Origin of the sequence: Anabaena sp. CCY 9910 (genome assembly GCF_963920875.1) — a bacterium.
Lineage (GTDB): Bacteria > Cyanobacteriota > Cyanobacteriia > Cyanobacteriales > Nostocaceae > Trichormus > Trichormus variabilis.
Genome location: NZ_CAWUDJ010000005.1, coordinates 13,896 through 29,295, shown reverse-complemented (window position 1 = coordinate 29,295; position 15,400 = coordinate 13,896). Strand labels below are relative to the sequence as shown.

The window sequence follows — 15,400 nt, the reverse complement described above, 5'->3', positions numbered from 1 at the left end:
AGAAGAGGGCAGGGAGCAAGGGGGAAAACTGGGACTGAAGCTCAGACTCCGACCCGCCAGGCTTGTACCCATGTTTCGCTCCGCTTCACGGCTACTGAGCAGGGATTGCTCCCCCTGCCCCCTGCTCCCTGCCCCTCCGCCTCTTCGGTCAACAGTCAACCGTCAACTGTCCACAATCCCTATGTCTAAACGAATCGTCATCGACCCAGTTACCCGCATTGAAGGTCACGCCAAGATTAGTATCTACCTGGACGATACTGGACAAGTGAGCGATGCGCGTTTTCATGTCACGGAATTTCGTGGGTTTGAAAAGTTTTGTGAGGGTCGTCCTTTGTGGGAAATGCCGGGAATTACAGCGCGGATTTGTGGTATTTGTCCGGTGAGTCACTTGTTGGCTTCTGCAAAAGCAGGCGATCGCATTTTATCTGTTACCATACCCCCAACAGCAACTAAACTCCGTCGCCTGATGAATTTGGGGCAAATCCTCCAATCCCATGCACTCAGTTTCTTTCACCTCACCGCCCCAGATTTATTGCTGGGAATGGATAGCGACCCCCAAAAGCGCAATATCTTCGGGTTAATTGCAGCTCAACCAGAACTCGCTCGTGGTGGGATTCGTCTGCGCCAATTTGGGCAAGAAATTATTGAAGTGTTGGGAGGAGCAAAGATTCACCCGGCTTGGGCTGTTCCTGGTGGTGTACGAGAACCACTTTCTGCTGAAGGGCGGACTCACATACAAGAACGCATTCCTGAAGCCCGGACTATTGCCTTGGATGCGTTGGATAGATTCAAGAAACTGCTCAAAGATTATGAAAAAGAGGTGCAGACTTTTGGTAACTTCCCCAGTTTGTTTATGGGTTTGGTAACACCTGATGGCTTGTGGGAAACTTACGACGGATATATTCGTTTTGTGGATAGTGCAGGTAATATCATTGCGGATAAACTAGACCCCGCACGTTATCAAGAATTTATTGGTGAAGCCGTTCAACCAGATTCTTATTTAAAATCGCCTTATTATCGACCTTTGGGTTATCCTGACCAACATGACCAATGTCGGATAGATAGCGGAATTTATCGAGTAGGGCCGTTAGCTCGGCTGAATATTTGTAGTCACATTGGTACAACTTTAGCAGATCGTGAATTGCGAGAATTCCGGGAACTGACCTCCGGTACGGCTAAATCATCGTTTTTCTACCACTATGCTCGTTTGATTGAAATTCTGGCTTGTATAGAACACATTGAAATGTTACTTGACGACCCAGATATTCTGTCAAATCGATTGCGTTCCGAAGCCGGTGTGAATCAATTAGAAGGTGTTGGCGTGAGTGAAGCACCAAGGGGTACATTATTTCATCATTATCAAGTCGATGAAAATGGCTTACTGCAAAAAGTGAATTTAATTATCGCTACTGGTCAAAATAACTTAGCGATGAATCGCACAGTCGCCCAAATCGCCAGACATTTCATTCAAGGAACAGAAATTCCTGAAGGAATGCTCAATCGTGTAGAAGCAGGAATCCGGGCTTTTGACCCCTGTTTAAGTTGTTCCACCCATGCAGCCGGACAAATGCCATTACACATTCAATTAGTTGCAGCAAATGGAAATATTGTTAATCAAGTTTGGCGAGAAAAATTAGGGGTATAGGGGTTTAGGGGTTTGGGGGTTTAGTATTGAGAACTCTTACACCCTTACACCTTCACACCCTTCTTACACCCCTACACCCTTGTTGATTAATCTTTCTCTGGAATCACCGCATAAGCATCAATTTCAAATAACATCCCGTCAAGTGCAAGTCTAGGAACAGGTATGAGGGTGTTGGCTGGTGGTCGAAATGGCCATAGATTTTGAATTTGTCTCCCTAAGGGAATCAATTTATCTTGAGTATGATCAACTATAAGTACAGTTGTTTTGACAACATCGCTGGGTTTTGCACCAACTGCGTCTAAGGCAAAGCGGAGGTTCTGAAAAGCCCTGATTAACTGTGGTTCAAACTCAGGAGAGACAAGATTTCCTTGCAAATCCGAACCAAATTGACCAGAAATATAGACTGTTCTCGACTTTGCTGGTGTCACAGCTATATGACTATAACCATTTCGGGTTGCATCATATAAGGTTGGTGGGTTCACCAATTGCACATCTTTTTTCTGTTGGGATGTAGCCATTACTCCCTTCTGTGTTCCGAGAACAAAACCAGTACCTAGTCCACTACCTCCAAGCCACAAAAGCGTATTTCGTCGTGATAGTTTTGTTCTTAGTGAATTTACTGCATGGGTAAGACGTTCAGTCATTAAAACTCCTTAAATATGAGTTGTCTGTTTTTCTCATCTCTAGTTATATTATCTTTCTAATTGGAGTAAAAAAGCACTAATAAATATACTGATTTAAGGACACTTACGCAATTTCTCCTTCCTAACACCTCGCAGAACGCGGTAGCATAAATTTCTCCCCTACGGCTGCAAATTGACCACGAATCATCAATACAGTGTCTTCTAATTTATACGGAAATGCTTGTACATTATCGACATCAAGCAGGTCTGGACTAAAGTAAATTTTCACTTCTTCAATTACTTCAGATGTTCTTCCCAAAATCTCTTTTAAAGAGCAGATTTTTGTGGCTACTAAATCAAAGATATGCAGTCGATTGTTTTCTATCTCTATACAAGCAATTAAGTCTAAATCTTCTGCATAATATAAGTCTCTACTGCCTTCGTTGACAAAGAATACGGGTTTTTCATTAACTACCCCAACTACATGAGAAACTGGTGCGCGTGTTTCTAGAAGTCTGTGCAGCAATGCTAAATCTTGGTTGTCTGAAAAATCAAGGATTCTCCAGCCATTTACATTACCTTTGGAACTAAATTTCAGATGAAAAATATATTCTTCCACCACCCGAAAACCAAAAGGTAAATAATATTCTGGTTCTGGTGTTGTTAATATTAAAGTTTCATAAATTTGGTCGCAATATTCCAGTACTTCCTCTATAACTTCCCGATAATAACCTTTTCTCCGAAATTCGGGACGGGTAGCTACTCCGTGGATTCCACCCACTGTTACCCTTTGTCCCATAATTACCATTGGAATTTCCAACACACCTACATGGGTAATAGCTACATCATCATGAAAGCGAATAAACGGGGTAGATGCACTTTCCCAAGATGCGCCTAATTTTCGTCCACGTTCTACTAAATCATTAAGTCCAGGGAATGTGACTTCTATCAAGTCAAAAAGGCGATCGCTCAAGTTAGGATCACTTGAGAATGAACGTTTAAATCGATATTGAAACATATTTGTAGTATTAACTGATTACAGCAACTTTATACTACAAAAACTACAGTTTTCTTCTAGCAGTAAGTAACAATAGTTTACAAGAAGAAAACTGTTGACTGTTGACCAATGACTAATGACTAATAACCAATTCCGCTTTCATAACAGTTGCTTCGGCGGTGCGTTCTAGCTTAAAACCTAGCTTTTCGCACACTCGCTGCATCCCATAATTATCAGCCAGGATGTCGGCTGTGATGCGTTCGATTTGCTCGTCGCGTCCAATTTGCACCAAGCGCCGCAATAACTCTGCACCTAAACCCTGACATTGATAGCGATCGCTTACTAACATAGCAAACTCGGCTGTCTTTGTCCCATGCAGTTTACTTAACCTCCCAACTGCCAAAATTTCCCCTTGAGATTCTATAACCAAAGCCATTTCTCGGTCATAGTCAATAAAGCAGATGCGGGTGAGTCGTTCATGGGTGATGCGATGACTCAATTTCATCAGGTGGAAGTAACGAAAGTAAACGCTTTCCTCGGAAAGTGTCTTGTGGAATTGTACTAATAACGGCTCATCTTCGGGACGAATCGGACGGATTGTTACGGGAGTCCCGTCTTTCATTGTCCACTGTTCCACATATTGGGTAGGGTAAGGTCGAATTGCTAATTTTGGTAGTTGGTCTTCCGTCACCTCTGGTTCATGTAGAACAACCCGTGCATCTAGCGCAATCAGTGAGGAGTTTTCCCCATTCTCCTGCATGGGTGAAGCCAGCAAGGGATTAATATCAATTTCTTTAATCCAACGCTGTTCGACTACCAACCGACTAAACGCAACCATTAGTTGTTCTAGTCCTTCCATATCGACACTTTGCCTTCCCCGCACACCTTTGAGGGCTTTGTAAATCTTGGTGTGTTCCATCATGCGCCGAGCTAAGGTACTATTGAGGGGAGGAAGGGCGATCGCTCGATCTTGAAATACTTCGACTAATTGTCCACCAGCACCAAACAACAATACTGGCCCAAATTGGGAGTCAAGGCTACTCCCAATAATCAATTCGTAGCCATCCATTTTTACCATTGGCTGGACAGTTACACCTAAGAAATGTTCACTACCCACTTTCTGTTCCACCGATGCAGCAATCATCCGATAAGCGCGGCGTACTGCGTCTGCATCGGGGAGGTTTAACTGCACACCACCCACATCAGTTTTATGGGTAATTGTGTGGGAATACAGTTTGACAACGACAGGATAACCTATACTCTCAGCACATTTAATCGCCTCATCCTCGGTTTTAGCCACACAAGTAGCCACAATCGGGATGCCATAGGCTGCTAAAATCTGCTTGGATTCATCTTCAGTTAAAATTGTCCGTTTTGCCTGACGAGCTGTAGAGATAATATTCTCTACTAAATGACGGTCTGGTAAACCAGATGCAGCATCCACAGGTAATACAGGGGTTTCGTAGATACCACGCAGGTTGTAGCTAGATTGCCACATATAACTAAACACCCGCGCCGCCGTATCTGGATAAGCATAAGTGGGGATACGTTGACGATTGAGAATCACTTCTCCAGTAGCCACATCTGCACCCCCCATCCAACTCGCCAAAATGGGTTTACCAGCAATTTGGGCGTAGGGTTTCAACTGTTCCGCCGTTTGGGTGGGGTCTGTCATGGCTTGGGGAGTGAGAATCACCAATAAACCATCACTATTGGGGTCTTTAGCAGCAATTTCTAAAGCTTGAGTGTAGCGTTGGGGGTCAGCATCACCGAGAATATCAATTGGGTTAGCATGACTCCAGTGTGTAGGTAGGATTTGGTCAAGGGAGGTAATTGTTTCTGAGGAAATGGGGGCAATTTCGCCGCCAGTTTCAATTAAAGCATCTGTAGCTAGGACTCCAGGCCCGCCTGCATTGGTCAAAATCGTCAGTCTTGGGCCTTTGGGGCGGGGTTGCTTGGCTAGTACTTCCGCCATATCGAACAAATCAGAAATACTATTTACCCGCAATACCCCACAACGCCGGAAAGCTGCATCTAACACAGCATCACTCCCCGCCAACGCACCAGTATGAGAGGCGGCTGCTTTGGCGGCTGCTTCTGTACGTCCGGCTTTAATCACAATTATTGGTTTGGTGAGTGCAACTTCTCGTGCTGCGGAGATAAAAGACCGCGCATCACCAATTGATTCCATGTATATGACTATACTTTTAGTCTGAGGGTCATCACCAAGATAATAAATCAGGTCGCCCCAACCCACATCTAGCATGGAACCAATGGAAACAAAGGCACTAAAACCGACATTTTCCCGCACACTCCAATCGAGGATGGCGGTACACAGTGCGCCACTTTGACTGAGAAAACCCACATTTCCAGAACGCGCCATTGAACTGGCGAAGGTAGCATTTAGGCCAGTACGGGGACTCATCACACCCAAGCAGTTGGGGCCAATGATGCGAATGTTACCGCGCCGCGCCTCTGCTAAAATCTGCCTTTCTAAAGCTATACCCTCAGCACCAGCTTCTTTAAAGCCAGCAGAAATAATAATTGCCCCTTGCACACCCGCATCCACACACTCAGAAATAATCCCCGGTACTGTGGGCGCTGGGGTAGCGATAATTGCCAAATCTACGGTTTCGGGAATAGCCGCAATTGAAGGGTAGGCTTTAATTCCCAAAACACTATGACGTTTAGGATTGACTGGGAAAACAGTACCGCCAAAGGGGTTACTAATCAAGTTCCATAAGATGGTGCGTCCTACACTACCAACTTTTTCGCTAGCACCAATAATAGCGACACTTTGGGGGGCAAAGATGGCATCAAGGGGATTTAACTTCTCTGCCTGTAAGATATCAGAGGTACGGTCACTGCTTGGCTTGAGAGATTTCTGCATCTATACCTCCAGCATGATAATTTTTAATAGCCTGCGCCTAGCGTAATACTCGCTGACGAGAAGCAAGCTACGTCATTAAGTGTGTGATTACAAATTAGTTAGGCACAACTATCTTGTAGGGTATTATCAATTACGAATTACCTTCGTTTGAATATTCTATTTTACTTAGGGACTTCCAGATAAAAAATATCCACAATGTAGTGTACGTCAGTGAGATAGAACCTAACTATACTCAACTATTATTCATACTGACGCACCCTACCAAACCATCAATTTCGGATAATTTATTGCGCTTCGCGTGTCAGTTGTCAATTGTCAGTTGTTGAAAGGATCTGGTCTAAGACCCCATCCCCTTGTGGGTGGTTTTTAGGTGTCTTTGCTACTGACTACTGACCACTGACCACTGACAAAACTCCATCCCCTTGTGGGTGGAGTTTTTTATTTTTTTGTGTTCCCTTATCTTGTGCTTGTTTCCTAAAGTTTAGCAATAGTTTCCAGCCCATAAATCTGGATAAAATTTGAATTTTTAAATTATGAATTATCAATCACGAATCGTAAATTAGAAATGATCAATTACGCTACCGCCCCAATGTCAAACCATAAGTTTTTTACTTTGTCAAGTATTTGAATGATTTTCACTAAAGCGATCGCCTTCCCGGTTTCCGCAGTGGGTGAAAAGCGATCGCCTATTTCAAAGTTAACGCCTGGAATCTTTACCCACCAAGCTGTTGGACAATTACCATAGAGGGCTTGTGTCAAGGCTAAAAGCGATCGCGGATCACCTGTATGGACGTTACTATCGATATCATCGGCCGCTAAGAGTGGCTGTACTTTGACATCAAAGCCATCTACTGGCAAACAAGCATCGATAAAAATAGCCATATTAACACTTGCTAATGAATCCGCTAAATCAGGTGTAAGTTGATGAACTGCAAGGGATTCAACAGATGGTAAATGCCAGGAATCTACCTCATTAGCGATCCATTTTCCAATACCGTCATCACTACGCAGATCATTGCCATATCCAATTACCATTACAGTTTTTTTCATGATTTTTGGCTCTTATACAAATTCATCTCAGTCATGGGTTTGTTTCATGAGAATTATTCTACAAAACTCCAGATTCGACTAGGTTTGAGAGTAAGAGAAAAATTTGAGGATGTCGTGAGGAAACGAAAATTTATGGAAAATAAGGGAGTGGGGCGGAAATTATTATTGAAGAGTTCCCCGCTTCATTTGTTCGCTTTCGATGGCTTCAAATAAGGCGCGGAAGTTACCTTCACCGAAGCCTTGTGCTTGGGAACGACGTTCAATAAATTCTAAGAAAAAAGTTGGTTCTGCAAATATGGGTTGGCTGAAAATTTGCAATAATACCCCATTTTGATTATCCTTTCGCCAGTCTACCAGAATTTCTTGTTGAGCGATCGCCTCTAATTCTGTGGATGAGAGAGGGATTTCTAGACGCTGTTTGAGTTGTGTGTAATAAGTTTGGGGAACTGAAAGCAGTGGTAAACCACGGTTACGAAATTGGGCGATGGCATCGACAATATTTTGTGTTTGTAAGGCGATATGTTGAATACCTGCCCCACGATTAAAATTTAAAAACTCTTGTATTTGGGAATTGCTGGATGCTGGCTCGTTAATTGGCAATTGTACACTACCATCACGGGAAACCATGACTTGACTGTGCAGTGCCGAGCGATCGGTTTGAATTTTAAAAGCTTGTCGGGGTTGCAAATCGAGAATTTTCTCATACCAAACTACAGCAGCTTCTAACTCACCTATGGCGACGTTTAAGACTATATGGTCTATGGAGGTAATAAAATTAGGTGATGCAATTATCTGGCTATCTGGACTTAATTTTTCGATTAACGTATGAGTTAAGCCACCCCAGGCGGCTATTTTGCCACACTTACGGGAGATATTACCAATGCGACGTTCCCCTATGGATTGTAGGATTGTAGCACCGTGAGCCTCGGCATGAGCGATCGCTGTTTCTACATCTTTTACCGCAAACGCCACATCTGCCACACCAGGAGGATGTTGACGCAGAAATTCCGCTACGGGACTAGTAGGCAATAATGGAGAAGATAGCAAAAAGCAGACATCTCCACTTTTCACTACCTCTGTACAGGTGTGTAGAGAACTGATATTACTAGTTACTGCGGTAAAGCCCAAATATTTGAGGAACCAATCCCGCCACACCTTGGCATCTTCGACATAGAAATGAACATGATCAATTTTCATAAATCTTGAAAATCCAGCACCACAGCTTATCTAACTGTAAATTTTGTCTTTTTAGCCAGATTTTCGCTTCCTGCCTAAGCAAGAATTATATAAACACATAAGAGCTACTTTAATTCTAGAAAAACAAGTGGCTATCAGGCTGAATGTTAATTTCTAGCGGTACAGCTTGTGGTTCAGCCGAGAGAGCAAAGAAAATAGCATTAGCGGCAGTCTCAGTACTCAGCATTTTTTTCCTGTCTACCTTCAGACTGACATTATCCCAGAATGGGGAATCTACGCCACCAAAATAAAATAAGGTAAATTTAATACCAAAACGCTTCAGTTCTTCCGCCAAGCATTTGCTAAAACCCACAACACCAAACTTAGAGGCAGAATAAGCAGCAGCCATCGGCATTGAATGCTTACCTAAAATTCCCACGACATTGCAAATATGTCCAGACTTGCGTTTCTGCATCTCTTCGGCTGCTGCTTGAGTTGTGTAGAAGCTACCTTTGAGGTTGACATCTAACATTTTGTCTAAATCGGCTGGTTCCACGCTGTTGTAAGGCTTGAGAATACCAACACCAGCCGCGTTTACTAGTACATCTATTTGACCAAACTCAACCACTGTTTTTTGAATTAAATTCTCCACCTGTGACGCGTCAGTAATGTCGGTAGGAATAGTTAAGACTTCCCCCGGTAAATCATTTGCCAACGCCGCCAGACGGCTGCTATCTCTGGCTGCTAGCACTAATTTCGCCCCAACAGAGGCTAGTTTATCAGCCAAGGCTGAACCAATACCGCCACTCGCACCCACAATTACGACAACTTTATTCTGCATTATTTTATTTACATTTCTTTACATATTACATAATACTCAATTACGGGCGGAAAAAGGGTGTAGAGACGAAGCAAAAGCGATCGCTCATACATGGATGAGTAGCCGGGTAGTTTGTATCTTTTTTATCTTCGGTCAATAAAATGAATGTCATTCCTAGAATGAGCAACATTACTTAAGAATTAAAGAAGCGATCGCTCAAATAACTATGACTATCTTGCCAGATATTTCCATCAATTTTATCCAGATAAATAGCAGGCTAGAGCATAAAATGAACATTGGGAAAAAGTAAAGTTTATTTGCAAGTAATTCCCAAAGTTTATAGCGGGTGCTAATCTAATAATTGAAGCTACAAATAAAGCTTCCCTGGCAGATGTAACAGCTAGTGTGTAAAACAAGATAAAGAGGTAAAAAACGCTGTTTAATTTAAGGTCTGTCTCGTTTAAAACCGACAACACCCAACACGAAAGTTGATATTTCCTCATATATCCTAAAATGGGGGCGCTGTAATCTATTACTGTTGCTTGAATGTAATGGTAAATGGTGATTATATCCCTGAATAAAATAAGCAAGGAGAGGAAATTCTAACAACTAGTAGATGTTTGGGTGTTGTTGCGTTATGAATCAATTCAAAATTCAAAATTCAAAATTCAAAATTAAAGACAGCCATCCACAGGGGATGGGGTTTCTACCTACCTTGGAAAACAAGGATTTTTTCTCCCATTAGGGGCGTTAGCGTAGCGGGACGCAAGTCCGGTTTTCAACCTAACTTTTTCCGATAACAATTAGTTTGGTTTAGCAAAAATGGTCAGCAAAACTGGCCCTAATAAATAATGATGATTCACACACAATAGCCCCGCAGATGAGCCAAGAACTTCACGTTGGTGGGGGCTATAGAATCTAATTCCCTGAGAAGATATTGGCAATATTTCTGGTAATTTTTCCCTTGTGGTGGTAAAGTCCACCAAATAAAAACGTCCACCAGGAGAAAGCACCCGCGACACTTCTTGTAGCACCTGTTCCGGTTCACGATAATGCAAGAAACTGATGGTGTTGAACACAGCATCAAATTGACCATCGCCAAAAGGAAGAGATTCCGCTTTCCCTTCCAGAAAAATTAACCGGGGATGATGGCGATTACTCAGTCTTGCTTGGCGTAACATATTAGAAGATAAATCTAAGCCTGTACCTCGCAGTTTGGGAAATTTATTCGCAAGGCGTTCTAATAAGCGCCCAGTTCCACAACCTAAATCAAGTATGTTGGCTGGCTGTGGTAAATCGACAAATTCCAGCAACCGCTTGTGAATGGCTTGGTAAAAAATTGAGGGAAATAGCCAGTCATAACTATTAGCCCAACGGTCAAAAATAAACTTTTTGTTCTTTAAGAAATCATTAGTCATCATTTTCTTGTGGAGTATTGATGCTTAATACCGTTTCTTGATGTAGCTTGCCTGGCGTAGCCATAGATCCACTTTATTCTGTACTTTAGAGACATTGTATGCAACGTCTCTACATCATTTATTAGGCGCAACTTTATTGAGAATTGGTATAAGCTGGGCTTAAAGAATTTTGCGCTACATTTAACAATATAGCAATCCAATTTAATGATTGAGGATATTAGTAATATCTGTAGGATGGGTGTTGTCAATCACATCAAGTTTTTGGTAAGCAATTTCTACTCTAAGTATAGTTATAAAATCGCATATTCATCCTATGTCTAGACTAGTATTTAGCAACACAGTTATGGGAAGTATGGTGATTAATCTTCCGTAATCCTAGTATTGGTAGGTGTAGTTAAGAATGTTCTCAGATATAGAAGTTAACTCTACTGAGAATTAAACAGCGAATAATTACTGCATAAAAACAGGTACTCCAACCGTATGTACTTATAGAGGTTAAAAATCAACAACAGAGGTGAATTATGATGACAAGCTTACTGCAAACTTACTCTCACAAAGACTTACTACATCCTATCCGCATATGGTTAGGAAGAGTTGAAATTCATAACTCTAAACTAGCTCGTCTGTTATGCAAAGTTATCCCTGCTCAATGTCCGTTTGAACGAGATGTGAACCTATTTGGCCGTATATTGTTTCATATTCCGCCAATGTGTAAGTTAAATCCTTTATATGAGGAAGTTGTGGGTTTACGTTTTAAAGCCTTGTGTTACCTAGCTGATGAGTGTGGTGAAGATATCACAGTTTATTGCTAAGGAAAAGAAGCTAAGATTGAGGGATGAAAGGCTAAAGATAAGATTTTTTACTCATCACAAAAGACACTACTCAACGCCCCACTACCCCTAATAGTATTTATTACTGTGCAAACTTACGGTTGTTACTTAAGCAAAAGTATAATAAGCTAGCCTAGAACTAATTAGATGTCCATATTATTGGCGTTATAACTGGCTATTACAGCATATCAGCAATAACAAGACTATATGCGATCGCCTAAACGCTTACAGTATTGGTATCTCACAATTGTTACCTTACCTTTTTACTTTTGCTCGATCATGACGCACATCTTACTGGTTGAAGATGAAGTCAAACTAGCACGATTTCTGGAATTGGAACTAAACTATCAAGGGTATCAGGTTAGTGTCGCCTACGATGGATTAACAGCAATGATTGCAGCAGGGCAATTGCAGCTAGATTTGATAATTTTAGATTGGAAAATTCCTGGTTTGTCGGCGTGGGAAATTTGCCACCGCTTGAGGAATAGTGCCAAAAATATACCGATAATATTGTTAACGGTTAAAGATGAAGTCACTGCTCGCATTGCTGGTTTAGATGCTAGTGCTGCCGATTATGTGGTCAAACCCTTTAATATTGAGGAATTATTAACTAAAGTCTGCTCTCATTTACGCAAAACGCAACAAGCAGATGCAGCTGATAAATAGTGAGGCAGTTAAAGAGGGTTAATTGCTTGATAACGACCAAGGGCAATTAAAGGAAAGTACTGTTGATAGTAGTGATACTTCAGATAAAAGTGACAGGGGAAACCTGTTCCGGTAAAGTATGCCTCAAACCAACTACCGTCTGGTTGTTGAGTGGATACCAGATGATGAATTCCTCGTTCAATGGCATCATGAGGAAAATTACCAGTAGCTTCGCCAGCTGCTATCAACCCAATTAACGCCCAGGCTGTTTGGGATGGTGTACTGTCACCTTGACCTTTCAGGCTGGGGTCGTTGTAGCTAAAGCAAGTTTCACCCCAGCCGCCATCGGGGTTTTGACAACCAACTAACCAATTAGCACCATGTTGAATATGGCGTTGATATTTTTGCGGATTGATTAAAGCCAAGGCGCAAAGAACGCCGCTAGTTCCATAAATGTAATTTACGCCCCAACGCCCAAACCAACAGCCTTCTGCTTCCTGTTCATTTAATAGATAAGTCAGCGCCCGTTCCAAGTCGTGGGAATCGATAGATAAATTACAAGCACCCAACATTTCGATTACCCTGGCGGTAACATCTGCTGTGTTGGGGTCAATCATGGCTTTTAAGTCGCCATAGGGTACGGCATTGAGCCAATCTTGGTCATTATCAATATCAAAAGCTGCCCAACCGCCTGGTTTGCATTGCATTGATGCTACCCATTGGAGAGCGCGATCGCACGCCTTCTGTTTTAATTGTTCATGAGGGAGTTTAGCGGCGTGGAGTGCCATAACAACAACAGCCGTATCATCCACATCTGGGTAAAAGCGATTCTCAAACTCAAACGCCCAAGCCCCTGGCTGACCTTGGCGATTTTTGACATTCCAATCACCATAGTCAAGAATTTGCTTTTGTAATAGCCATTCTCCCGCCTTGATTATAGCCGGATGGTCTGGTGCCATACCAGAGTCAATAAATGCCCGAATCACCCAAGCTGTATCCCACACAGGTGATACACAAGGCTGGACTCGATAACAATCTGCTGTTTCGATGGCAAAGTTATCAATGGCTTGCAAACCCCGTTCTACAATTGGGTCGTTTGTGGCATAACCCAGAACACGCAAAGCCAGCATGGAATTTAACATGGCGGGAATAATTCCCCCCCAATCGCCTGTGGCTTCTTGGCGTTCTATAATCCACTTTTCCGCAGCTTTGATACCTTCTTCTCGAAAGGGAATAAAATTGAAACTTTCCGCCAGCTTGAAGCCTTCATCTAAAGTGAGGAATAAATCAGTCCAGTCACCACTGCGGGGTAATTCATAGCGGACGTTCTCCACACCTTCCGCGTATAACTCATCTAGAGTAATGGCTGGGTTGACTTGATAGACAGGTTTTTGGTCAAAGACAATCAACAGTGGGACAGTGCTAGAACGGGCCCAACTGGACATCTCGTAAATATTCACAGGGAATTGATTGGGTAACAGCATCACCCAAGCTGGGAGGGAAGGAAGACCACGCCAGTTGTAACAGCCGATGAGTGCGAGGTGAAACTTGGTAAAAATGCGGGTTTTGCTGATACCACCACGCTGGAGAATAAAATCTCGCGCCCGAATCATGGCGGGGTCGGTTGCAGGTACACCAAGCAACTTCAGCGCCATGTACGCCTCAACCGATGTGCTGAGTTCGCCCCCATCCCCATAAAATAGTTCCCAACCACCATGTTGCTTTTGCTGCGATCGCAGGTAAGCTTCTATTTTATGTAGAGGTCGAGTTTTATCTGTTCCCCAAATTTTGTGCAGTAAAACAACCTCAGCCGTAATGGTGACATTCGATTCCAACTCCGCCCACCAGTAACCAGCCGGATTTTGTAGTGATAGCAGATATTTTTGACTAGCTGCGATCGCCTCTGCAATAGAATTGACTTGTACCCTGTCTTGTGTTCGCATCAAATACTACAAAAAATTTTTACCACACTCAGCAAATATTGTATTGTGTTTGAGGCTAATCAATTCAAAATTCAAAAATAATTAGTCCCCATAGTATTGAAGCGGTAACAGACAGATGGGTGCGTTCTTTTTAGGGTTAATATTGTTATCTTTGGTTATTTGGTTGGGATTATTAGTTTTTTGGGGGCAGTTTTGGCGGTTAGACCAGAGATTAGAAGGTAAGGAGATTCCCTTAGCATCTTTACCAAAAATTTGTGCAGTTATCCCCGCACGTAACGAAGCTGAGTTAATACCGATGAGCTTGCGATCGCTCCTGCTTCAAGATTATCCTGGAGACTTCCACATCTTTTTAGTTGATGACCAAAGTACGGACGGTACAGCCGCTTTTGCTGAAGGGGTAGCCCACGCTGTAGACAAAGCCCAACAATTACACATTGTTTCTGGCGAATCCTTACCCCCTGGTTGGTCTGGTAAACTCTGGGCAGTTGAACAAGGCATTCAAAAAGCCAAGACATTTGCACCAGATTATTTTTTCCTCACGGATGCAGACATTGAACATGATGTCAGCAACCTGCGGCGATTAGTCGCCAAAGCCCTACAGGAAGATTTAGACCTAGCATCTGTAATGGTAAAACTCAGGTGTGAAAGCTTTTGGGAAAAATTTTTAATTCCCGCCTTTGTCTTTTTCTTTCAACAACTCTACCCCTTTCGCTGGGTAAATAACCCCAAAAACAAAATGGCTGCGGCGGCTGGTGGGTCTATTTTAATTCGTCGAGAAGCCCTAGAAAAAATTGGTGGCATTCAAGTCATTCGCCAAGCCTTAATTGATGATTGCACCCTCGCACAAATCGTCAAATCTGGGGGACAAGGAAGAAAAGGAGATAAATTAAACAATGCTACTTCCAGAAAAATCTGGCTAGGACTGAGTTCATCAACTCGCAGTCTACGACCATATGAATCTTTGCAAACAATTTGGGATATGGTGGCGCGGACTGCATACACTCAGTTAAATTATTCCCCCTGGTTACTGTTGGGAACTGTTGTAGGGATGACGTTAATTTATTTGCTCCCACCTGTAGCTACTATTATCGGTGTATTGATAGCAGATTGGGCGATCGCATTTTTAGGTTTAGTTGTATGGTTGTTGATGTCCTTGGCTTATTTCCCCACGACTCGTTTTTATAAACTTTCTCCGTTATTAGCTTTTAGTTTACCAGCGATCGCTTTTCTCTATACCCTCATGACCATTGACTCTGCATTCCGTCATTGGCAAGGGCGTGGTGGTGCGTGGAAAGGTAGAGTATACCCAGGCTAGTATCGCAAGACGGAATCCAAAATTCAAAATGAATACAGCATAAGGGTT

11 protein-coding genes and 1 pseudogene are annotated in these 15,400 nt (G+C 42.6%); 4 read left to right on the top strand and 8 right to left on the bottom strand.

The genetic code is table 11. The annotated features are described in order from the left end of the window. Positions 1-181 precede the first annotated feature (181 nt). Positions 182-1,645 carry a Ni/Fe hydrogenase subunit alpha gene (locus ACM5QX_RS06065; RefSeq protein ID WP_414752808.1) on the top strand — a complete coding sequence of 488 codons (1,464 nt, stop codon included), beginning with the start codon at positions 182-184 and terminating at the stop codon, positions 1,643-1,645. A gap of 86 nt (positions 1,646-1,731) precedes the next feature. On the opposite strand, the gene ACM5QX_RS06060 is transcribed toward ACM5QX_RS06065, so the two are convergent. The 7 genes from ACM5QX_RS06060 to ACM5QX_RS06030 all read right to left on the bottom strand — a co-directional run bounded on the left by ACM5QX_RS06060 (position 1,732) and on the right by ACM5QX_RS06030 (position 10,619). Beyond that, positions 1,732-2,289, bottom strand: coding sequence for a RidA family protein (locus ACM5QX_RS06060; protein ID WP_011321325.1), 558 nt, complete (start codon positions 2,287-2,289; stop codon positions 1,732-1,734). A 121-nt stretch (positions 2,290-2,410) separates the two neighbouring features. Beyond that, complete coding sequence (locus ACM5QX_RS06055) at positions 2,411-3,286, bottom strand: GNAT family N-acetyltransferase (RefSeq protein WP_414752807.1); 876 nt, start codon at positions 3,284-3,286, stop codon at positions 2,411-2,413. 112 nt (positions 3,287-3,398) lie between these two features. Then, a complete protein-coding gene (locus ACM5QX_RS06050) occupies positions 3,399-6,155 on the bottom strand; it encodes a bifunctional acetate--CoA ligase family protein/GNAT family N-acetyltransferase (protein WP_414752806.1) in 2,757 nt (918 codons plus the stop codon). Between the two features lie 573 nt (positions 6,156-6,728). Then, positions 6,729-7,205: a hydrogenase maturation protease gene (locus ACM5QX_RS06045; protein ID WP_414752805.1), complete on the bottom strand. Its 477-nt coding sequence runs from the start codon at positions 7,203-7,205 to the stop codon at positions 6,729-6,731. Between the two features lie 162 nt (positions 7,206-7,367). Beyond that, on the bottom strand, positions 7,368-8,402 hold the full coding sequence (gene hppD / locus ACM5QX_RS06040; protein WP_414752804.1) for a 4-hydroxyphenylpyruvate dioxygenase: 1,035 nt from the start codon (positions 8,400-8,402) through the stop codon (positions 7,368-7,370). 115 nt (positions 8,403-8,517) lie between these two features. After that, positions 8,518-9,222, bottom strand: coding sequence for an SDR family oxidoreductase (locus ACM5QX_RS06035; protein ID WP_414752803.1), 705 nt, complete (start codon positions 9,220-9,222; stop codon positions 8,518-8,520). A 782-nt stretch (positions 9,223-10,004) separates the two neighbouring features. Continuing rightward, entirely contained in the window at positions 10,005-10,619 is a 615-nt protein-coding gene (locus tag ACM5QX_RS06030; protein WP_414752946.1) for a class I SAM-dependent methyltransferase, read from the bottom strand. Positions 10,620-11,143: 524 nt separating this feature from the next. On the opposite strand from ACM5QX_RS06030, the gene ACM5QX_RS06025 reads away from it, so the two are divergent. Further along, complete coding sequence (locus tag ACM5QX_RS06025; protein WP_011321332.1) at positions 11,144-11,431, top strand: Mo-dependent nitrogenase C-terminal domain-containing protein; 288 nt, start codon at positions 11,144-11,146, stop codon at positions 11,429-11,431. 297 nt (positions 11,432-11,728) lie between these two features. Further along, positions 11,729-12,109: pseudogene (locus ACM5QX_RS06020) on the top strand (response regulator transcription factor); the annotation flags it as partial. 14 nt (positions 12,110-12,123) lie between these two features. Here ACM5QX_RS06020 and shc read toward each other — a convergent pair. Then, positions 12,124-14,037: a squalene--hopene cyclase gene (gene shc, locus ACM5QX_RS06015; protein ID WP_414752802.1), complete on the bottom strand. Its 1,914-nt coding sequence runs from the start codon at positions 14,035-14,037 to the stop codon at positions 12,124-12,126. Between the two features lie 115 nt (positions 14,038-14,152). Between shc and ACM5QX_RS06010 the strand changes: the two genes are divergently transcribed. Then, entirely contained in the window at positions 14,153-15,352 is a 1,200-nt protein-coding gene (locus ACM5QX_RS06010) for a glycosyltransferase (RefSeq protein WP_414752801.1), read from the top strand. Positions 15,353-15,400 lie beyond the last annotated feature (48 nt).